This window comes from Shewanella sp. YQ_9 (assembly GCF_043103185.1).
Lineage (GTDB): Bacteria > Pseudomonadota > Gammaproteobacteria > Enterobacterales > Shewanellaceae > Shewanella > Shewanella algae.
Window position 1 is genome coordinate 181,932 of sequence record NZ_JBICJO010000014.1, and the last position, 21,388, is coordinate 203,319.

General features: G+C 50.6%; 21 protein-coding genes and 1 other annotated feature. Of the genes, 10 read left to right on the plus strand and 11 right to left on the minus strand.

The window, feature by feature from the left end; all coding sequences use genetic code 11:
* Nucleotides 1–285: 285 nt before the first annotated feature.
* From ACF8D4_RS04360 to ACF8D4_RS04410, 11 genes are all read right to left on the minus strand, one after another.
* Nucleotides 286–1,695 carry a hypothetical protein gene (locus ACF8D4_RS04360; RefSeq protein ID WP_345880009.1) on the minus strand — a complete coding sequence of 470 codons (1,410 nt, stop codon included), beginning with the start codon at nucleotides 1,693–1,695 and terminating at the stop codon, nucleotides 286–288.
* A gap of 794 nt (nucleotides 1,696–2,489) precedes the next feature.
* Nucleotides 2,490–3,479 (minus strand): transposase, encoded by a 990-nt coding sequence (locus ACF8D4_RS04365; protein WP_392468431.1) that lies wholly within the window; start codon nucleotides 3,477–3,479, stop codon nucleotides 2,490–2,492.
* 300 nt (nucleotides 3,480–3,779) lie between these two features.
* Complete coding sequence (locus ACF8D4_RS04370; protein ID WP_144225704.1) at nucleotides 3,780–4,439, minus strand: hypothetical protein; 660 nt, start codon at nucleotides 4,437–4,439, stop codon at nucleotides 3,780–3,782.
* Nucleotides 4,440–4,441: 2 nt separating this feature from the next.
* A complete protein-coding gene (locus tag ACF8D4_RS04375) occupies nucleotides 4,442–5,299 on the minus strand; it encodes a hypothetical protein (RefSeq protein ID WP_144225705.1) in 858 nt (285 codons plus the stop codon).
* 118 nt (nucleotides 5,300–5,417) lie between these two features.
* Nucleotides 5,418–5,648 (minus strand): hypothetical protein, encoded by a 231-nt coding sequence (locus ACF8D4_RS04380; RefSeq protein WP_222104317.1) that lies wholly within the window; start codon nucleotides 5,646–5,648, stop codon nucleotides 5,418–5,420.
* A 484-nt stretch (nucleotides 5,649–6,132) separates the two neighbouring features.
* Entirely contained in the window at nucleotides 6,133–7,098 is a 966-nt protein-coding gene (locus tag ACF8D4_RS04385; protein WP_144225706.1) for a sialidase family protein, read from the minus strand.
* 297 nt (nucleotides 7,099–7,395) lie between these two features.
* Complete coding sequence (gene rluB / locus ACF8D4_RS04390; RefSeq protein WP_025010665.1) at nucleotides 7,396–8,268, minus strand: 23S rRNA pseudouridine(2605) synthase RluB; 873 nt, start codon at nucleotides 8,266–8,268, stop codon at nucleotides 7,396–7,398.
* Nucleotides 8,269–8,859, minus strand: coding sequence for an SMC-Scp complex subunit ScpB (gene scpB / locus ACF8D4_RS04395; protein WP_025010666.1), 591 nt, complete (start codon nucleotides 8,857–8,859; stop codon nucleotides 8,269–8,271).
* An 11-nt stretch (nucleotides 8,860–8,870) separates the two neighbouring features.
* A complete protein-coding gene (locus ACF8D4_RS04400) occupies nucleotides 8,871–9,662 on the minus strand; it encodes a ScpA family protein (protein WP_345860056.1) in 792 nt (263 codons plus the stop codon).
* 77 nt (nucleotides 9,663–9,739) lie between these two features.
* Nucleotides 9,740–10,360 (minus strand): L-threonylcarbamoyladenylate synthase, encoded by a 621-nt coding sequence (locus tag ACF8D4_RS04405; RefSeq protein WP_144132112.1) that lies wholly within the window; start codon nucleotides 10,358–10,360, stop codon nucleotides 9,740–9,742.
* Nucleotides 10,357–11,217, minus strand: a complete 861-nt coding sequence (locus tag ACF8D4_RS04410; RefSeq protein ID WP_144225707.1) for a PHP domain-containing protein — start codon at nucleotides 11,215–11,217, stop codon at nucleotides 10,357–10,359. Before ACF8D4_RS04410 ends, ACF8D4_RS04405 begins: the two co-directional genes overlap by 4 nt.
* A 182-nt stretch (nucleotides 11,218–11,399) precedes the next feature.
* Nucleotides 11,400–11,513 (plus strand) — a sequence feature (Trp leader region).
* 59 nt (nucleotides 11,514–11,572) lie between these two features.
* Here ACF8D4_RS04410 and ACF8D4_RS04415 point away from each other — a divergent pair.
* From ACF8D4_RS04415 to ACF8D4_RS04460, 10 genes are all read left to right on the plus strand, one after another.
* Nucleotides 11,573–13,132 (plus strand): anthranilate synthase component 1, encoded by a 1,560-nt coding sequence (locus tag ACF8D4_RS04415; RefSeq protein ID WP_028780248.1) that lies wholly within the window; start codon nucleotides 11,573–11,575, stop codon nucleotides 13,130–13,132.
* On the plus strand, nucleotides 13,129–13,731 hold the full coding sequence (locus ACF8D4_RS04420) for an aminodeoxychorismate/anthranilate synthase component II (protein ID WP_107111323.1): 603 nt from the start codon (nucleotides 13,129–13,131) through the stop codon (nucleotides 13,729–13,731). Before ACF8D4_RS04415 ends, ACF8D4_RS04420 begins: the two co-directional genes overlap by 4 nt.
* The gene (trpD, locus tag ACF8D4_RS04425) at nucleotides 13,724–14,800 is read left to right on the plus strand and encodes an anthranilate phosphoribosyltransferase (protein WP_345860054.1); all 1,077 of its coding nucleotides are present in this window, start codon (nucleotides 13,724–13,726) and stop codon (nucleotides 14,798–14,800) included. Before ACF8D4_RS04420 ends, trpD begins: the two co-directional genes overlap by 8 nt.
* Entirely contained in the window at nucleotides 14,797–16,185 is a 1,389-nt protein-coding gene (gene trpCF / locus ACF8D4_RS04430) for a bifunctional indole-3-glycerol-phosphate synthase TrpC/phosphoribosylanthranilate isomerase TrpF (RefSeq protein WP_144160498.1), read from the plus strand. Before trpD ends, trpCF begins: the two co-directional genes overlap by 4 nt.
* Before the next feature lie 58 nt (nucleotides 16,186–16,243).
* The gene (gene trpB / locus ACF8D4_RS04435; protein WP_144132122.1) at nucleotides 16,244–17,485 is read left to right on the plus strand and encodes a tryptophan synthase subunit beta; all 1,242 of its coding nucleotides are present in this window, start codon (nucleotides 16,244–16,246) and stop codon (nucleotides 17,483–17,485) included.
* Nucleotides 17,482–18,285, plus strand: a complete 804-nt coding sequence (gene trpA, locus ACF8D4_RS04440) for a tryptophan synthase subunit alpha (protein WP_144132124.1) — start codon at nucleotides 17,482–17,484, stop codon at nucleotides 18,283–18,285. Before trpB ends, trpA begins: the two co-directional genes overlap by 4 nt.
* A gap of 368 nt (nucleotides 18,286–18,653) precedes the next feature.
* Nucleotides 18,654–19,622 (plus strand): CsgG/HfaB family protein, encoded by a 969-nt coding sequence (locus tag ACF8D4_RS04445; RefSeq protein WP_101059167.1) that lies wholly within the window; start codon nucleotides 18,654–18,656, stop codon nucleotides 19,620–19,622.
* Nucleotides 19,622–19,942, plus strand: a complete 321-nt coding sequence (locus ACF8D4_RS04450) for a hypothetical protein (protein ID WP_096141274.1) — start codon at nucleotides 19,622–19,624, stop codon at nucleotides 19,940–19,942. Before ACF8D4_RS04445 ends, ACF8D4_RS04450 begins: the two co-directional genes overlap by 1 nt.
* Complete coding sequence (locus ACF8D4_RS04455; protein WP_096141275.1) at nucleotides 19,939–20,298, plus strand: DUF4810 domain-containing protein; 360 nt, start codon at nucleotides 19,939–19,941, stop codon at nucleotides 20,296–20,298. The genes ACF8D4_RS04450 and ACF8D4_RS04455 overlap by 4 nt, the downstream gene beginning before the upstream one ends.
* The gene (locus ACF8D4_RS04460; protein WP_096141276.1) at nucleotides 20,295–20,939 is read left to right on the plus strand and encodes a GNA1162 family protein; all 645 of its coding nucleotides are present in this window, start codon (nucleotides 20,295–20,297) and stop codon (nucleotides 20,937–20,939) included. The genes ACF8D4_RS04455 and ACF8D4_RS04460 overlap by 4 nt, the downstream gene beginning before the upstream one ends.
* Nucleotides 20,940–21,388 lie beyond the last annotated feature (449 nt).

The window sequence follows — 21,388 nt, forward strand, 5'->3', positions numbered from 1 at the left end:
TCATGTCAAGTTAAGTCAAGTCAAGTCAAGTCAAGTAGTAAAAAACCGCCGAAGGCAGTTTTTTACTACTTATTTTTGTTAATTACCTTTCCTCAAAAGGCCAACGATAATAATGTGTAGCATTGTGGTCAAACCAATAATAAACACATAATCAAGCAAGCTATTGACCCCATCCGACAACTCGATATACATCCGATAAAGCAACGGTGGTAGATTACATACCACACATATAATCACACACGTCCTCATTATTGGGTGATTGCGTTTCATCACTAACTCCTAAACTTAGAATGCCCGTCTTTGCTCGTGGGTTAGGCTCTGATAAAAAGGAGTATTGTAAGCACTTTTTCGTACAGAAGAGTAAGACGCTAATACTTCTGGAGAAATAGCTTCAATAGGATTATCAGAAAAATCAATTCTCCTAAGGTCATTCCCAGGCTTCAATTTTGGCAAAGTCATTAAACGATTGAATGAAACATCGACTGACTTTAGCCAGGGCATCTCAGTAATCACACTGATATCATCCAAGTCGTTTTCACGAACAAATAAACCTTCCAAATTAGGCAGTGATGCTACTGACGAAATATCAACGGTCCCATTATTTCTAAAATCTACTTTTACAAGACTGGGTAATTTATCAACACCATCTAATGTGGGTAGATTACTAGCTGCACCAAATATCTCTTTTAAGTTTGGTAAATCAGTCACATTTTCCAGTACATTATCTTCGACAGAACGAAAAGCAATACGTTTTAACTTAGGCAGATTACTAATTTTAGGCAAACTACCTTTTTTTATGTTAAACATCCAAATCTTTTCTAAGTTTTTAGGGAAAATCACGTCTTTAACTTTCGGACTATCCATTCCATGTATACTTAGTTCACGCAAATGTTCCAACTTATTAATAGTGGAGATATTCTTATATTCCGGCATAGTTAACACAGCTCGCTCCAAATTCATTAAGGAACCGATATCAAGGTCAGATCCTGATAAATCTATTGACAAGTACTTTAGCGACTGACTTCCATCAACAATATCGAATCCATTAAAATTTACTACGGAGCTAATTAACACGTTAAGATGAGTTTGCTTTTCAACATTCAAAATACTCTCCAGATTAGCTTGTTCAATCCTTAACTTAGCTAAATTTCCAGCTTCTGGTAGAACTATATGTTTTGTCGTGCCTACACCTAAGATTGCAAGTCTCTCTAGATTACCAAACTGACTTAAATCAAGTGTACCGTCTAAAAATTGCACTCCCCACAGAAGCATATACCGAGTGTTGGCAACAGCCTTTATAAATTCAATTGGTAATTTGGTGTTACTCTCAACGACAACATTTATAGCTTTTCCTTGTTGATCAAGAAGCACAGCGATACGGGACAGCGAGCCAGTCCCGCCAAAAAATTCATTACTTCCTATTATTGCAGGAGTAAAAGCGTCATTATGTCTTTCATGCTGCTCCGAAGGTAGCGGGCCGAATTCTCCTGTAAGTCCTTCAACAAAAAAATATAGCGCGCCATATTCAGACTTAAAACTTCTCTGAATATTTTGTGCTACAGGCGAAGCTTGGATAATCGCTGCCGCTTTCTCTTCGGGAGACAACGCCAATACTTGCCCTACCACCAGTAACCATAATCCAAGTATGGCTGTCAACGAGCCCACATGTTTTTGTTTTATCACTTCTTTTCCCATAAATAGATTCTGAGTATAATTGAGGATACGAAATCTCGGGTGATTCCATATTCTACACAGGTGAAATTCTTGCTCACTCGGTTCTGCTGGCGCAAATTAAGTCAGCATTCAACAATTGAGCAACAGACATGACCTCAATGTTTACTCATTCATTCTCCAATAAATGAACTGACATAAAGCACTTACCATGTCAAGTCAAGTAATAAAAACCACCGAAGGCAGTTTTTTATTACTTGTTTTTGTTAATTACCTTTCCTCAAAATGCCAACGATAATAATGTGTAGCATTGTGGTCAAACCAATAATAAACACATAATCAAGCAAGCTATTGACCCCATCCGATAACTCGATATACATCCGATAACTCGATATACATCCGATAAAGCAACGGTGGTAGATTACATACCACACATATAATCACACACGTCCTCATTATTGGGTGATTACGTTTCATCACTAACTCCTAAACTTAGAATGCTCGTCTTTGCTCGTGGGTTAGGCTCTGATAAAAAGGAGTATTGTAAGCACTTTTTCGCACAGAAGAGTAAAGCAATATACAGGACATCCTAAACACTTTCCAACAAACATGCAGCCAAACATGCAGGACCCCCTAAACACTTTCTGAGCAGCAAGGAAGTACACTGCAGGGGGCAGTATCTGATAAATAACGACAGTTTTATGGAAATGAGACTCTCTGAGATGAGTAATCTGCGTGCTTCATACAAAAACTGCCGTTGCCAGGCAGGCCAACGGCAGGCTTAAGCCTGTTTCTATAAGATCACCAACGATTTAAGGTTAATGGGGATGTATTGCTTGGCTTTGTTGCTTACCCCGGCACCATTTACCGCCATATTTGGCCTTCATGGCACACATCGCATCCCATCGGCCACTCATGCCACTGTACTGATGGCGAAACTCCTTGGCGGAAGTTATCCAGGCATCGTCACTGATACCAAGCTCAAGCAGTAGTTTGGGTCTGGAAGAGGCAATAAAGCCACGCTTGTCTTCCCGCACCGCCCGGCCTGTCCAATCAATCAGCTCCAGATAGTCGGCAAAGTGAAACGGAATGCCGATTTGTTCGGCGGTAGTTGCTGCACCATCAAATTGCAGCAGCGGCTTAACTGAAGCGTTGGCAGTTGCAGGTTCAGCAACTTCTTCTATGCGCTCCTGAATGGATGTGTAATCAGAAGCTTGCAGCGAATCTGCAATACCGGCGCGAATGGGATTTAAATCCACATACATCATGCAGGCCAGCAGCGCCTGTTCATCGAGCAACGCCTGCGACTTAAAACGTCCTTCCCAGAATACGCCCTTGCAGCCATCTTCACGATTGGCCTTGCGGGCGATATCTTCGTTTAAACAGCGCATAAACCAACTGATACTACCAAGGCGTTCCTGCCAATCGCTAATCAGCGTATCCAGCAGTATTTGTTCACCTTCCGAGAGACTATCGCCCTTGAGGAACTTTGCCGCCACAGGATTGCCGCTAAAGAGCCCTGTCCAACGTTCAATGACTTCAAATGGCGACAACGATTGTTGCGCAGCAAGGTCGATTTTGAGCACCAAATGGTAGTGATTACTCATAACCGCATAAGCGCAAACGTCGATGCAGAATATTGACGACAACTGCCTGATTTTATCCACTATCCAGCCACGCCTATGTTCGTAACTGCGCCCCGACAGTGCATCTTCACCACACAAAAATGCCCTTCTCACGCAACGGTTAATCACGTGGTAAAAGGGCGTACTTTCAGCATCTATCAACTGACGACGGGCAGTGGTCATAACCAACCTCGACGGAGCTTTGATGGGTATTTCAAAGCCTAGTCAAGGCTGTGCGAAACATCAAAAAGATATGGCTGTCCTGTATTCTCTATTCTTCACTGTATTCTTCTTTCAGCATCTATCAACTGGCGACGGGCTGTGGTCATAACCAACCTCGACTGAGCTTTGATGGGTATTTCAAAGCCTAGTCAAGGCTGTGTGAAACATCAAAAAGATATGGCTGTCCTGTATTTGAGGGCGAAACATCAAAAAGATATGGCTGTCCTGTATTTCTATGCTGTATTTCTATCACGCGTTTGTCTATTCATCACCAAACTCAACCTTAGCACCCAATAATGTTTGCTCCGTTATATAGTAAGGCAAGAAATCCGAAATATAGAATTTGAATGCATTCCAAATATTTATAATTATCATTACTACAAATACTGCAACCAGAATCCAATCTATATAATTGTTGGCGGCCCCTCCCCAACATATACTTATTGCTAAAATAAGAAACAATTCAGATCGAGTGTGAAACGACTTTAACTTCACCCTCAAACCTTCAAGTTCTTTCGATAAATCTTTAGCAAGAAAATAATTCAAAACTTCCCGATGTGACTTTTGAGAATCAATCTTCTCTCTAATTCTAGAGATGTAAGAATCAAAAGATGACGTATTTGTTAATAATTCAAACGACTTACTACTTATCTTTGAGTATAAATAGCCGACCACTGCAGTTACTAAAACAGAAACAACCAATTGTTCAAAGCTAACGGAGGCAAGCAATCCCTTATTGAAATCAAAAATAAAGTTTAATTTTATATTCTTTAGCTCGGAAAGGGCCCGAACTTCATTTGCATTAGAATAAATATGTGAAGCAATTAGCACTATAAACATTACAAGAAAACGATGAAGCGGATACTTTTTTGTAATGTCTTCAACATACTTCTTTTGTACCGCTTTTGCTAACTCTTCCATAACTATGCCAGCTTAATGAAATAGATGTCACCAGCATTTGGATCGAATGCGCCGTACTCTATTAATGGTGAACCAACAAAAACCATTTCCTTTTTCTCTTGAAAAAATGGCATTGCCATCTCAAGGAAATCTTCGCTAAAGAAGTGAATATTGGCAACTTTCTCTGTAATTAAATTATATATTTTTCCATTATTATTATGTCTATCTAGTGATGAGATGGTGGCATTATAGAGTACAGGCTCGCCCAGTTCCCTGCGAGAAACAGTCGAATGGAATCTTCCAGCAGACTCTCTATTAAAGTCAAAATTCGCAGACCTATCACCACTTAAAAGAAGTTCAAAGGTACTATCTCCGGCATGACCGGCCCTGATGATCGAGAGTATTTGATCGACTTCTCTACAAATAGCACGATCTCCATAGCGCCTTATTACTGAAGCATCTGGATTATCTATCATTGTTTGCAGATCTTTAGGGACAAGTATTCCGCCTTCAACTTGAGCTATCCTCTTGCTTAGAGACTCTTCTATTTTGGTTGCTTTGTCCAGTCCAGCTTGCTTTGATGCTTCTACCGCGCCATTCACTGCACTAGAAACACGACTGATGACAGCTTTTGTTACTGGATTTGAAGACAGGAAGTCAAGAACATAACCACCTTCCTTTGGCTCTTGTACAAGTAGCTCAACATCTGGGTAGAACTCCTGTCGCATTTTCGCAAATTTCCATAACTGCCCATAATGGAGCTCTAAATAGGCTCTATCCATTGAATTTTGCAAATGAGTAAGCGTTTTACCCAAAGTTCTCATGCTGACTTGATGGTTTATCGCAATATCACCATCAAAATGAATTTGAACAAGACTCAAAGTAACTCCCTACATTAATTTCCCAAAAGACGCTTAGCCATTGGCATGTAACGCCGCACACTGGGGCGGTCCCAGCGGCCAATGGGAGCGACTGCCGCTGTGCTTTGTTAAGGGCTATTTACCGGATTTTCCTGGCATATCCCTTTTTGACTACTCTACCGATATAGCTATTTAAGCCTTGCCCGGCTCTTGCTAGTCTATGCATTTCGTTGATGTTAGCGACACCGGCACTTTGATTCGTGTATAGATAGACTGAGCCATCACCGAACTGAACGGTGATTTCGCCGGCTCCAATTTCGTATGCAACCACATTCGAGTTACCACCCAAGTTTTTATAACGTTCCATCATTATTTCCTCTTTAGTTGATACTATTTCGATTTGGAGCTAAAGCCCCTTAACAGCTGTATAGTGCGCACGCACGTTTTGGTCCTCGGATGAGTGTAAACGCGCATGCACCGTTTCTAAACCTATTACCAACCAGCATCTTGCAGCTATACGCCCCCAGCAAGACCCATACCTACCGGACAAGTCCAAACTCTGCTCTTCCCTGAATTCCGCTGAAAACAGAAAAAATATCACTGCCGCCGACTTTGAGCCGCTGAGTTTAAGGAAGCGCTAAAGCTAAGCGGTTGAATTGGTTATACAATACCTAGTACTGAATGTTAAAACAATTAGCCAAAGGTCAAGTTTTTGACAAAGGCCACAAAACCCTGATTTGGCTGATTTTTGCAACAGAATTGACTGACTTTGAAATCTAAAGCGATTTTCCCTGTTATTAAACCTGATTCAGTCACGCTGGCTGGTGTCGAGCAGACTGGTATTGGTTGGTACTTTAGCCTTTGAGCCCGATACGGGCGAAATAGATGGCGGTTTTGCCCTCATGGCTTGAGTAGTACACCAGCTTGAGTTCATCACCGTCCAGCTCGATACCGGCGTAGCTGGTATCTCCGCCGGATGGCAAGGTTAAGAGCTCGGTGACCTTGGCTGTGGCGCTATCGATTTCCACCAGCGAGGTGCGCACCTTATTGTCATAGAGGCGCACCACGGCCAGTAGGCGGTCGTTATAGACAAAGGCGACCGGGCCACCGATACGGCAACTGAGCTGCTGCCATTGCCAGGTTTTGAAAGGTGCCTTGGCCTTACCGAGCAGCCCGGTTTCTTGTGCGTCCCACACAGGATCGCGCCTTAGCAGGCAAAGCGCTTCTGTATCTGAAGAGGTTTGAGCAGAGCGAGTCTGCTCGCCGCCCCGAAACAGCAGTGATGATTCGTTGACATAGCCGTCATTTTGCAAGGGGGCGATCCAGGGCGTAAATTGCAGCATGCCGGATTGTGATGCTTGCAAGCGCTCACTGCGATAGAGCCTGACATCACCATCGGCGCCTGGGCGATAACCCACGCCATAGAGGCCATCTTCGGCCTCGGTCACCCGCCATAGCCAGTATCCGGTATCGGCGACTTTTTCGGGGGCCGACCAGTTGATGCCATCCAGCGAGTGCCACATCAAGGACTGCAGCGGCGCCTTGCCATGTTTGGAGGCTGCGCCAAAAAGCCATAAACGGCCAGCATGGGCGAGCAGTTTGCCGTCACGCAGATCGCCAAGCTCGCTTTGAATAAGCGCCTCGGCCTGCCAGCTTTGGCCATCGTCGGTGGATTTAAGCACTCTCAGCGCACCGTCATCAGACACATGGGCCTGGCCCTCCCGAAAGACGCAGTAGAGCGCCCCCTGCCAGCGGCATAGATCGCAAAAGGCGTTGTGTTCGCCTTGGTCCCATATTTTTGTGTGTGAGATCAGCTGCATGCCTTGGCTCCCTGAGTTGCTGTTCCTTTATCTTATACCATTACTTAACTGCGCCAAGGTAAGTGGACTTTTTTATGGTAAAAAGTGATGGCAAAAAACTTTGGTAAAAAGCTATGGCAAAAACAACGACAAAAACTATGCAAAAAAGCAACGAGAAACTGTTGAAAAAAGCTTAGAAAAACAGCAACAAAAAAGGCCGCCGCGGCGACCTTTCATTGCATTGGAATCACATCTTTAGATGGGATTAGATAGGCTATCGACAAGCTGTAACACACTGCCGATAAAGCCTTGGCAGTATCAGCTACGCTGCCGGGTCGGCTTGGGCTTGCCCGCCGCCGTTTTGTGTTTACGCACGGCGCGGCGCACCTTGGCACTGCGCACCTTGTTACGGGCCACGCTGTGTTTGTCGGCACCCAGCATGGAGCGGGTTTCCGGATCCATGCCCGCCAATTGGCGCAGGTAGTTAACCTGCTCCAGCGGCAGTTCGACCCAGCCGCCACGGGGCAGGCTCTTGGGCAGTTCTATCATGCCGTAACGCACCCGAATAAGGCGGCTCACCTGCACTTCCTGGGATTCCCACAGACGACGCACTTCACGGTTGCGCCCTTCGCGCAGGGTAACGTGCCACCATTGGTTGATGCCTTCGCCACCGGCGGCCTTGATGTGGTCAAACTGGGCCGGGCCATCCTCCAGCATAACGCCGCTGCGCAAACGCTGCAGCGCCGCTTCCGGCACTTCACCGAAGGTACGCACGGCGTACTCACGCTCCACTTCATTGGAGGGGTGCATCAGGCGGTTGGCCAGTTCACCGTCTGAGGTGAACAGCAACAAACCCGAGGTGTTGATATCCAAACGTCCCACTGCAACCCAGCGACTGTCGCGGGTGCGGGGCAGACGATCGAATACTGTGGGCCGGCCTTCGGGATCTTTGCGCGAGCAGATCTCCCCTTCCGGCTTGTGGTAGGCCAGTACCCGGCAGATCACATCATCGGCAGATTTCAACGATACCGCACGGCCATCGATACGTACCTTGGCGTCGGCTTCGATGCGATCACCCAGTTTGGCGATTTCTCCGTCAATACTCACGCGACCTGCAGCAATCCATGCCTCCATCTCACGACGGGAGCCATGGCCTGCACGGGCCAAGACTTTCTGCAATTTTTCGCTCATTCAAGTTGACTCTTCTAAGGGTTCCGGCGGTGTTTTCATCCCCGAAAATACCGCCTCTAATGATTCGGCGTCAGACAGAGGCGGCAGATCCGCTATGCTGTCCAGACCGAAGTAAGCCAGAAACTCTGTAGTGGTGGCGTATAACGAAGGCCTTCCCGGCACCTCTTTGTGCCCCACAACGCGGATCCAGCGTCTGTCTGTTAAATTCTTGATAATCTGGCTGCCGACAGCCACCCCTCTGACCAGCTCAATTTCGCCGCGGGTCACAGGCTGACGGTAGGCGATAACCGCCAGGGTTTCCAATGTTGCCCTGGAATACTTGGGCGCCTGCTCCTGCCACAGAGGTTGCAGCAAGGGGCTGAGGCTATCGCGGGTCTGAAACCGATAACCGCCGGCAACCTTGACCAGTTGTACTCCGCGTTCCTGATAATCCAGGGTCAATTCATCCACCGCAGCGCGAATACGCTCGCGGGAGACACTGAAATCGGCCAGCACGGTTTCCCTCAGCGCCTTCAAGGTCATGGGCTTGGCCAGCACAAACAGGCTGGCTTCGATCAGTTGTTTCAGCTGAAGGTCGTTAATCTTCGCCAAGTCGGCTCCCGTCAGTACGCCTTGAGATAAATTCGCGATAAAGGTTCGGCCTGGATCAGTTCCACCAGCAGTTCCTTTACCAATTCCATCAACGCCAGAAAGCTGACCACCACTCCGGCGCGCCCCTCTTCCACCTTGAACAGGGCTTCAAAAGGGGTGTAATGCTCACTGGAGAGCATGGCCAGAATTTGGCTCATCCGCTCCCGGGTAGAAAGCTGCTCGCGCTGCACCTGGTGAGAAGTGCCGGCTTCCACCCGCTTGAGTACTTCGCCAAAGGCCCGGGCCAGTTCGGCCAAAGACACATCCGGCGGCACCAGCAAGGGCTTGATATCCGGCGCCTTGCCCGCCTTGGCCTGGAATACATCCCGCTCGAGCCTTGGCAGTTCATCCAGCCGCACCGCCGCCTCTTTGATGGCTTCATAAGCCTTGAGTTGGCGGATCAGCACGGCTCTGGGGTCTTCCTCTTCCTCGGCTTCCAGCTCCTGCCTTGGCAACAGCAAGCGCGACTTGATTTCCGCCAATGTTGCCGCCATCACCAGATAGTCGGCCGCCAGCTCTACCCTGGCGCCCTGCAGCAGCTCGATATACTCAAGATACTGGGCGGTGATCCTGTGGATGGGCAGGTCTACCACATCCATTTTCTGCTTGCGGATCAGGTACAGCAGCAAGTCGAGCGGCCCTTCAAACGCCTCAAGAAATACCTCAAGCGCCTCGGGAGGAATAAAGAGATCGGCAGGCAGCTCTCTAAGCGCCTCACCCCGCACTACGGCAAGCGGCAGACTCTGTTGAACGCCTTCACTCAAGCCGTTTTCTCTCCTCTGGCAGCATCCTTAAGGCGGCATAGGCCGACCAAACGCGCGATTATACCTTTATTGAGCGGTTAAAGAAATGGGCTGATATCGCCACTGCCTTCACGGACTATGACCATTTCGCCTTCAGACATGTCTATCACTGTGGTGGGCTTTTCGCCCAGGTAACCACCGTGGAGAATGGCATCTACCTGATGTTCGAGAATGTCGCGGATATGCTCGGGATCCGACTCGGTAAAGTCGTTGCCGGGCAGAATAAGACTGGTGGACATCAAGGGTTCACCCAGAGCTTCCAACAGCGCCAGGGCGATAACATTGTTCGGTACCCGAATGCCTATGGTGCGTTTCTTGTCGTTCTGCAGTCTTCTTGGCACCTCTTTGGTGGCCTTAAAGATGAAGGTGTAACAACCCGGCGTGTTGTTCTTCAGAATGCGAAACGCCTGATTATCGACTCTGGCATAGGTCGACAGCTCAGATAAGTCGCGACACATCAGCGAAAAGTTATGATCATTGTCTATCTGGCGAATTCTGGCGATACGGCTCATGGCGTCTTTATCACCAATCATACAACCCAGCGCATAGCCGGAATCTGTGGGGTAAACTATGACCCCGCCGCTTTTCAGAATGCTCACCGCCTGGCTTATCAGACGGGTTTGAGGATTCACCTCATGTACGTAGAAAAATTGACTCATTTAGTTATTGTCCATTGCTTGCATTGCCAGACCCAGTTCAATCCCTGGGGCCGATACAGATTCTTGCCCAGTTCCAGCCAGCGGCCGGGAAAGTGGAAATCGGATCCCACCGAGGCGTAGAGGCCGTTGAGAGTGGCCAGCGCCCCTAAATTATTTCTGTCGTCTGTAGTTTGCTGCCCGAGCACCACCTCCATGGCATCGCCACCGGCGGCCTTGAACTCGCGCACCAGGCGTTTGAGCCACTTGGCCGACAGTTGATAGCCACTGGGGTGGGCCAATACGGCCACGCCACCTGCGTTGTGGACTACCTCAATGGCCGTCGCCATCTCGCCCCAGTTGTTGGGCACATAGCCCGTTTTGCCGCGGCCGAGAAACTTCTTGAACACGCTGGCGCTATCCGGCGCGTGCCCCTGCTCGGCCAGGAAACGGGCGTAATGGCCACGGCTCAGCGCCGCATCACCGGCGAGCGCCCTGGCGCCTTCGTAAGCCCCTGGAATACCGGCCTTTTCAAGCCTTGCGCCTATCTCGCGAGCCCGCTCTTCCCTGAGTTCACGTTGACGCTCGAGAAAGACAAGCAGGTTTTCGTCGTGGCGGTCGATATCCAGCGCCACGATATGAATATCATAGGCGTGCCAACGGGTAGAGATCTCAACCCCGTCTACCAGGGTCAAAGGTGCGCTCTGCCCGGCATTGAAGGCATGGGCCTCATCCAGCCCGGCGACTGTGTCATGATCGGTAATCGCCAGCAGCTCAACCCCCTTTTCCAGGGCGCGTTCGAGCAACTGAGACGGTGTCAGTTGGCCATCTGAGGCTGTGGTATGGCTGTGAAGATCGGCCAAAGTATTTTCAGTTATCATAGCGCTATTGTACTTGGTTTTGTTGGCAAAATGCGATTTATCTCCGCTGGGCGACGGCAAATTGGCAGAAATTTGCATAAATTAAAAATATTCAATTGACATTGGCGGGCAGCTGGGTTTTTCTATAGGTCAAACGTCGAGAGGACAAATTTTCAATGACACACTTCAACGCTTCACTCAACATCATCTGGTGGTGGCACTTCCCTTAACGCGGGTAGTGTGAAGCGCTGTGCACGATTGAAAATAACGCAGCCAAATTCAACAAAAAGCCCGCAAGAGATTGCGGGCTTTTTTGTGCTTAACGGTCAGGAAAATCCCGCAGCCAGGCTAAACAGCGGAACAACAGGAAGGACAGATGAACAGAATCGAGCCAATCGCCAGAGTACACCGCCAGACGCGGTCACTGCCCTATTACGACGATCCCCTGAAACTGTATCAGCAACTGACTCGGGACAAGCCTCATAGCATGTTGCTGGAGTCGGCCGAAATCGACAGCAAGGATCACCTGAAAAGCATTATCCTCAGCCACGCGGCGCTGGCCATTCGCTGTGACGGGTCGACCTTGAGCTTCGAGGCTTTGACAGACAACGGCGCCGGACTGCTGCCCGCGATTCACGACTTCTTTAACTCGCGTGGAGAGGTCAGCCTGGAACAGCAGAGCCTCAAGGTCGTACTGCGCCCGATCACTGCCGAGCTGGATGAAGATGCCAGACTCAAGGCAGGCTCGCCGCTCGATGGCCTGAGATTGCTGCAGCAGGGTCTGGTTGATGAAAACGAGAGCCAGTTTGAAACCGGATTTCTGGGCGGCGTTTTAGGGTACGACCTTATCGCCAGCACAGAGCCGCTGCCAAGCGTAAGCCAGGGCGCCAACCACTGCCCCGACTATCTGTTTTATCTGGCTGAAACCCTGATAACGGTAGATCACCAAAAGGGCTGCGCCGAAGCCGTGGTGATGGAGTTTAATGGCAACAGCGAGGTGCAGGCCGAGCTTGGCGCCAGACTGGACGCCATAGAAACCAACTGCCAGCTGCTGGAAGATGTCGCCCCTTTGAGCGGCGTACATGCCGAGGCCAGCGTCAATATCAGCGACGCCGATTTTTGCCGCCAGGTGAGCCGCCTCAAGGAGCATATCTGCGCCGGTGATATCTTTCAGGTTGTGCCATCACGCAGTTTCAGCCTGCCCTGCCCCAATACTCTGGGCGCCTATCGGGCACTGAGACTGACCAACCCCAGCCCCTATATGTTTTACCTGCGCAGCGCCGACTTCACCCTGTTTGGTGCCTCTCCGGAAAGCGCCCTCAAGTATGAAGCCGAGGGCAATCAGGTTGAGGTTTACCCCATCGCCGGTACCCGCAAACGCGGCAAGACCCCAGATGGCGAGATAGATTTCGATCTCGACAGCCGCATAGAGCTGGAGCTGAGACTCGATAAGAAAGAGCTGTCGGAGCACATCATGTTGGTGGACTTGGCCCGCAACGATATCGCCCGCATCAGCCAGAGTGGCAGTCGTAAAGTGGCCGAACTGCTGAAGGTAGACAGATACTCCCATGTGATGCATCTGGTCAGCCGAGTAACCGGGCAGCTTAGGGAAGATCTCGACGCCCTGCACGCCTATCAGGCCTGCATGAACATGGGCACTCTGGTGGGCGCCCCCAAGGTGCGCGCCGCCCAACTCATTCGTGAAACCGAGCAGCAGCGCCGCGGCAGTTATGGCGGCGCCGTAGGTTATCTCAACGCCCTTGGCGATATGGACACCTGCATTGTGATCCGCTCCGCCTTCGTCAGCGAAGGCATGGCGCACATCCAGGCCGGGGCCGGAGTGGTCTATGATTCAGATCCCCAGGCCGAGGCCGACGAAACCGCGCAAAAGGCGCAGGCAGTGATCAGTGCAATCAAGATGGGAGGTGGCCTGTGAAACTCTATCTATTGGATAACTTCGACTCCTTCACCTACAACCTCGTGGATCAGTTCCGCAGCCTGGGCTTTGAAGTGCTGGTGTACCGCAATAATGTCAGTGCCAAGTTGCTCGCCGAGCGGATGCTGGCGGAGCCGGGTCAGGCAGCGCTTATTTTGTCTCCCGGCCCGGGCGCCCCCAGAGAAGCCGGTTGCATGATGGAGCTTATTGCGCTGCTGGCCGGCAAACTGCCTATTCTCGGTATCTGCCTTGGTCACCAGGCCCTGGTTGAACATTACGGCGGCAAGGTTGAACGTGCCCCCCAAGTGGTACACGGTAAGGCCAGCCCGGTCGAGCACAACTGCGATGGCCTGTTTGCCAACCTGCCATCCCCCTTGCCCGTGGCCCGCTATCATTCGCTGGTGGCAACCAAGATGCCCGACTGCCTGGAGGTGATTGCCACTACAGAAGGCATGCCTATGGCCATCAGCCATCGCTGTGATGCCGCCGTCGGCTTCCAGTTCCACCCCGAATCGATTCTCACCACCCTCGGCAGCACCTTGCTGGTGCAAACACTGCAATACCTGACCATGAGCCGCGAGGAAACCTGCCATGACTGAACTGCAACCTCTGTTCGACCGCCTGTACCGGGGCGAGTCTTTGAGCCGTAGCCAGGCCGCCAGCCTGTTTGCCGAACTTATCGACGGTAAGCTCAGTGAAAGCCAGATGGCAGCCATGCTGATCGCGCTCAAGCTCAAGGGCGAAACCATAGACGAGATCAGCGGCGCCGCCGATGCCCTGCTGGCCGCCGCCAAGCCGTTTCCGCACCAATGTCAAAGGGTAGTGGATATTGTCGGCACCGGCGGTGACGGCCACAACACCATCAATATCTCTACCACGGCCGCCTTTGTTGCCGCCGCAGCCGGGGTCAATGTTGCCAAACATGGCAACCGCGGAGTATCCAGTAAGTCGGGTTCTTCCGATCTGCTGGCACAGTTCGGCATAGACTTGACCATGTCGCCCGAGTGCGCCGCCAAACACCTTGCAGACAACGGCCTGTGTTTTCTGTTTGCACCCCATTATCACGGTGGAGTGCGGCACGCTGTGCCTGTACGCCAGGCGCTCAAGACCCGCACCCTATTCAATGTACTCGGCCCGCTGATTAATCCGGCTCGCCCCGACTATATGCTGCTTGGGGTCTACAGCCCGAGCTTGGTTCGCCCCATCGCCGAGGTGTTGCGGGCCCTTGGCGTCAAAGGCGCCATGGTCGTTCACGGCAGCGGCCTGGATGAAGTGGCGCTGCACGGCGAAACTCAGGTGGCCGAACTCAAGGGTGAAGAGATAGTGGAATATCGACTCAGCCCGGCAGACTTTGGCGTGCCCCAAGCGACGCTGGCCGAGCTGGAAGGCGGCACCCCGGCAGAAAACGCCCTTATTACCCAAGCACTGTTCGCCGGTAAAGGCAGCGCCGCCCAGCGTCACGCCGTGGCCATCAATGCCGCCTGCATGCTCTATCTCGCCGGCAAGGCTGACAATCTCAGGCAGGCCACCCAACTGGCACTGGCCACCCTGGATGATGGCCGCGCCTGCGCCAAACTCAACGCCCTGGCGGACAAAGCCCACCAAACCCAGACTGAAAACAATGACGCCAACTCACCACAACCCAGCAAGGCAGGAGCTATATCATGAGTAACGTGCTTGAGCGTATCGTCGCCACCAAGCAGCAGCATATTGAAGCCCTCAAGCTGCGTTTTCCCGAAGAGAGCCTGACGCCCAAGACGTCGGATCGCAGCCTGTATCAGGCACTCAGTGCAAAAGGCGCCGGCTTTATTCTGGAATGCAAGAAGGCCAGCCCCTCCAAAGGGCTTATCCGCAAAGACTTCGATCCGGTTGCCATTGCCGATGTTTACAGCCGCTACGCCTCCGCGGTGTCGGTACTGACTGACGAGGCCTTCTTTCAGGGTGACTTTCGCTATTTGCCCAAGGTGCGTGCCAGAATCAAACAGCCGGTATTGTGCAAAGACTTTTTTGTTTCGCCTTATCAGGTTAAGTTGGCGGCCCATCAGGGCGCCGATGCCATCTTGCTGATGCTGTCGGTACTCAGCGATGAACAATATCGATTGCTGGCGAGCGAAGCCGAGCAATATGCCCTCGACACCCTCACCGAAGTCTCCAACGAGGAAGAACTCAAGCGGGCGCTGGCTCTGGGCGCGCCGATTATTGGCATCAACAACCGCAACCTCAGGGATCTGAGTACAGATCTGGCGATGACAGAATACTTAGCTCCCAAGATCCCCGAGGGGACACTGATCATCAGCGAATCCGGGATCTACAGCCGTGAGGATGTACGCCGCCTCAGCCCGCTGGTCGACGGCTTTTTGGTAGGCAGCTCGCTGATGGCCGAGGCCGATTTGGATCTGGCCTGTCGCCGCCTTATCTATGGCAACAACAAGGTGTGTGGCCTGACCCGGGAGCAGGATCTGCTGGATGCGGCAAAATCCGGTGCCGTCTATGGCGGCCTGATCTTCGCCGCCAAGTCCCCCCGTTGTGTCAGCCGCGCCCACGCCGCCGAGCTGTGCCGTTATAACGCCGAGCAGCCGCGTAAACTGGCGATGGTGGGGGTATTTGTCAATGAATCACCGACTCAGATGGCCGAGCTGGCCAATGAGCTGAAACTGAGCGCGCTGCAGCTTCATGGCAGTGAATCAAGCGAAGATATTGCCAAGCTCAAGCAGCTGCTTGAGCAAAATGGGCACCAGGCCGAGATCTGGAAGGCTGTTCCGGTCAATGTCGACGGCGGCGAGCTGCCAGCCTTGCCGGAAGGCGCCGACCGTTATCTCTATGACAGTAAAAGCGGCGACAGCTTTGGTGGTACCGGCAAACATTTCGATTGGCAGCAAGGGCTTGCCCAGCGCGAGCGCGCCATGCTTGCCGGTGGCCTGAGTCCGGACAACGCCGCCTTGGCTGCCACCCAGGGCTTTTTTGGGCTGGACTTTAACTCTGGGGTGGAAAGCGCCCCCGGCATCAAAGACAGAGCAGCACTGCAGGCGGTGTTTAAGCAACTCAAAGCCTGACAAGAACAACAGTATTTGCCTGTCAGACAGGCGCAACAAGTATCCTAAGGAAAGCAGTATGAGCGAGTTAAAACTCAACCCTTATTTCGGGGAATACGGCGGCATGTATGTGCCGCAGATTTTGATGCCGGCGCTGAAACAGTTGGAAAGCGCCTTTGTCGAGGCCCAGAATGATCCCGCCTTTCAGGCCGAGTTCACCGAGCTTTTGAAAAACTATGCCGGGCGCCCCACCGCCTTGACCCTGACCCGTAACCTGTCGCCCAATGACAAGGTGAAAATCTACCTCAAGCGGGAAGATCTGCTGCATGGCGGCGCCCACAAGACCAACCAGGTGCTGGGGCAGGCGCTGCTGGCCAAGCGCATGGGTAAAAAAGAGATCATCGCCGAAACCGGCGCCGGTCAACACGGGGTGGCCACCGCCCTGGCCTGCGCCCTGCTGGGCCTTAAGTGTAAAATCTACATGGGCGCCAAAGATGTGGAGCGCCAAAGCCCTAATGTGTTCCGCATGCGTTTGATGGGTGCCGAGGTCATTCCTGTCACCTCAGGCTCTGCCACTCTCAAAGATGCCTGCAACGAGGCGATGCGCGACTGGTCCGGCAGCTATGACAAGGCGCACTACCTGCTGGGTACCGCCGCCGGGCCTCACCCCTTCCCCACCATAGTCAGGGAGTTCCAGCGCATGATAGGCGCCGAAACCAAGGCGCAGATCCTTGAGCGTGAAGGCCGACTGCCGGACGCCGTCATTGCCTGTGTTGGCGGCGGCTCCAACGCCATAGGTATGTTTGCCGACTTCATAGATGAAGCCTCGGTGCGCCTCATAGGCGTTGAGCCGGCCGGAAAAGGCATAGATACGCCGATGCACGGCGCGCCGCTGCGGCACGGCAAGACTGGCATATTTTTTGGCATGAAGGCGCCCTTGATGCAGGACAGCAACGGCCAGATAGAAGAATCTTACTCCATCTCTGCCGGGTTGGATTTCCCCTCTGTGGGCCCGCAACACGCCCACCTCAACGCCACCGGACGCGCCACCTATGAGTCGGCCACCGATGAGGAGGCGCTGGAGGCCTTCCAGTTACTGGCCCGCTGCGAAGGGATTATTCCGGCGCTGGAGTCAGCCCACGCGCTGGCCTATGCCATCAGGCTGGCCAAAGAGTGCCGCGAAGAAACCATACTGGTGGTTAACCTCTCCGGCCGCGGCGATAAAGACATATTTACCGTTTCCGATATCCTGGCAGAGCGCCAGGCTGCATCTGCATCCAAATCTGAGCCGTCACATAAGCCACAGGAGTCACAGGCATGAGTACACGTTATCAAACCACTTTTGCCCGGCTGCAGGCCGAAGGCCGCGGCGCCTTTGTTCCCTTTGTGACACTGGGCGATCCCGGCCCTGAGCTGTCGCTGCAGATTATCGACACCCTGATTGCCCATGGTGCCGACGCCCTTGAGCTGGGCTTCCCCTTTTCCGATCCGTTGGCCGATGGCCCGGTGATCCAGGGCGCCAACTTACGGGCGCTGGCTGCCGGCACTACTCCAGCCAAGTGTTTCGAGCTTATCGCCGAGGTACGTAGCCGTTATCCCGAGTTGCCCATCGGCCTGCTGTTGTACGCCAATCTGGTATACGCCAACGGCATCGACAACTTCTATCGCCGCGCCGCCGAGGCCGGGGTGGATTCAGTGCTGATAGCCGACGTGCCGGTTGAGGAAGCCGCACCTTTTATAGAAGCCGCCAAGGCCCATGCCATAGCGCCTATCTTTATTGCGCCACCCAATGCCGATGATGATACCCTCAAGGCGGTGAGTGAAGCCGCTGAAGGCTACACCTATCTGCTGTCCCGCGCCGGGGTAACAGGCGCCGACAATAAGGCAGGTATGCCGGTGGATGAGATACTGGCCAAGCTCAAAGCCTTCGATGCGCCGCCTCCACTGTTGGGGTTCGGTATTGCCGAGCCGGCTCAGGTCAGCGCCGCAATTGCCGCCGGCGCTGCCGGTGCCATTTCGGGCTCTGCTGTGGTCAGGATCATTGAGCAACACCAAAATGCGCCCGATATGCTATTGAGCACTCTGGCCGACTTTACCCGTGCCATGAAGGACGCCAGCTAATCTCAGCCCTCTTTAATCCTCCAGCCAGGGTATTCCCTGGCTTTTTTATGCAAAACACAAATAAATTACAAATGTTTATATTTGCATTACCATTAAATAACAGGATATATTTCAAGTATTCATCTGTGAACACTACTGATGAAAAACACATTTTGTTTAAACCTTTAGAGCATTTGAACACAAACCAGAACTCTAAGTCATAGGCTCTGCATTATATTAGCCACCCCCAACTTAGCTTAATCATTGAGCTTTAATGAGGGGAAAACAAAAAAATACCAGCATAAATGTGAACGTTGGCTCATAAAAAAATATTCACATTAAATAAACTTACGTTGCAAAATGTAACTCAAGGATTAAGGAATACAAAAATGAAATGCAGTTTATTCACTGTAAGTGCACTCGCCTTAGCTCTCAGTGGATGTGCCACTCAATCCCCACAGGTTGAGTCTCAGGAAAGTCCTCATTCTCAACAAGCTCAAATTGAAGCACAAAAGGCAGCCATGGAGGCAGTGGTTACTAATCCCATCTTGAAACGTAAAATAGCTCTTGGCCGAATTACTAATGAAACCATCTATGGAAAAAGCCTTTTGCGAGATGACAAAGGCGATGTGCTTGGTAAGCAAGTAACCGACCTGTTATCAAAAGCACTGACTGAGTCAGGCCAATATCTCGTGTTTGAGCGCCCAGATATCGAACGCCTTAAAGATGAGGCAAAGCTTACTGGACAGGAGCTAAATTTAGTAGGTGTTGATACTTTGATAATTGGCTCCCTTACTGAATTTGGCCGTAAAACAGAAGGAAAAAGTGGATTCCTTTCATCTACTAAAAAACAAATCGCATTTGCTAAAGTTGACTTGCGCTTAGTCGATAGCAAAACTGGGCTGGTTTACCATTCTCTATCAGGAGCTGGGGAAAGTAGTTCTGAGTCAGCTTCCGTTGCAGGCTTTGGTTCTAAGGCTTCCTACGATGGAACACTTAACGATGCGGCAATATCTAATGCGATATCCGATGCTATCAGCAAATTGACCGCCGAAATGCAAACCCGTCCTTGGCAAACCGACATTCTAGCTGTTGAAGACGGGATGATTTACATCAGTGGCGGTAAGTCACAAGGTATAAAACAAGGAATGAGTTTTAATATCGAAACTCAGGGAAAAGTCGTAAAGTCCAAACAAACTGGTTTCGATATTACATTACCTGGAAAGAAAGTCGCTACTGTTTCAGTAATACAGCTTTTTGGCGACAATGAAACAAACGAAGGCGCAATAACCAGTATTTCCAGCGGTTCAATTGATGGTCTTAAATACACAGAACTTAATGTGGTGGAGGCGAAATAATGAAGTTGAAATTAGCCCTGATACTGAGTGTTTTATCCCTCAATGTAGGTTGTGTCCAAATGCCAACCACTACCAGCTCAACTGTAGACAACCGTCCTCAAATTGTATTTAAAATAAGCGATAATTCTGATGTAGAAGGAATGCGTGTAATAGTTGACGGACTAGACAATGGACCTGTCGCGCCATTCACTAATGGTACTCAAGCTTTGCGTATTCTTCCTGGTACTCACATTATTGAGATCCTAAATGGTGATACTGTTATTTCATCGCAGAAAATCTATGTATCCGATGGCGTGACAAAAGAGGTGCTGATCAAATGAGAAGTATCAAACTTGCCCTATGTGTATTGGTAGTGCTTGGCTTAACTGGCTGTAAATCGACAACTTTATATAACTGGGGTGTTTATGATGAAGGCCTGTACGAATACTATCACGATCCCGTCGCAGCAAAGGAGTTCCCAATAGCGCTTGAAAGTCACCTGCAACAAGTCGAAGACAACAATCAACGGCCTGCTCCAGGTCTATATGCTGAAGTCGGAACTTTCAAGCTCAAATCAGGCGATATAGCAGGAGCAATATCGTTTTACGAAAAAGAAGCGAATACATGGCCTGAAAGCGCGTCCTTAATGAAGACCATAGTGCAAAACCTTCAACGTCGAAACGGTAATGAGCAATGAAATTTATCAAATTAGCTTTTTCAGTTATGTTACTTGCCCTACTTTCTGCATGTCAAACAACGACGGCTCCGCGTCAGACTGGTTTTGAAGAACACAAGCCAAGTTCAATACTCATCCTCCCTGTAGTGAATCACAGTGTTGATGTAGATGCCCCCCTTGCAGTGTACAGCTCATTACCAGTAATGCTTGCAGAAAAGGGTTACTATGTCTATCCGTCAAATACTGTGAAGACAATCCTTGAATATGAGGGACTATATGAGCCACAAGAGATACATCAGTTACCCGTGGATACTCTCGTACAAATGTTTGACGCTGATGTGGTTCTGTATGTAACAATTGAGCGCTGGGATACTACGTATCTGCTTATTTCAAGCACAACGGAAGTAGAGTTCACATACGAATTCAAGAACAAAACTGGGGATTCGATTTGGAAAACCTCTAAACGAATGCAGTATACCCCCCAAAATAGTTCTACTGGCAACCCATTGGCAGACCTCATAGGCGCAATGATCACAGCAACGATTAACCGTGCTGCTCCCGATTACATGCCTCTGACGAGAATGGCTAATTACCAAGTTTTCTATAGAGACCAATCGACTTACTTACCAAACGGCCCATACATGCCAACAAAAACTAAGTAACTCAAGGGTCAGGTAAGCACGATATTCTGCTGAGCACTCTGGCCGACTTTACCCGTGCCATGAAGGACGCCAGCTAATCTCAGCCCTCTTTAATCCTCCAGCCAGGGTATTCCCTGGCTTTTTTATGCTTGCCTTACAATGACTTTGCGCTTGTTACTTGTGTTGGCACAGGGTAACAAGATACCCTTGAATCATTCTCTATGCGGTTGCAAAGAGAAGCATGTAAAACCGAGATCCTTGTATCAAGCTAATCATCTCGGCTTCAGGGACGAAAGGGACTTTCGGCCGTGCGGTAGCTATTGTTTTAAAGCTGTATTTAAGGCAATGGCTTGGGATAGAGCCGCGCAGCACTCAGATACGCTTCAGGAGCCCAGTCTCAAACCGCGACTGACAACCAACTACACCAAGCGGAACTCAAGTATGAAAAGACTGTTTTGCCTCCCGATTAT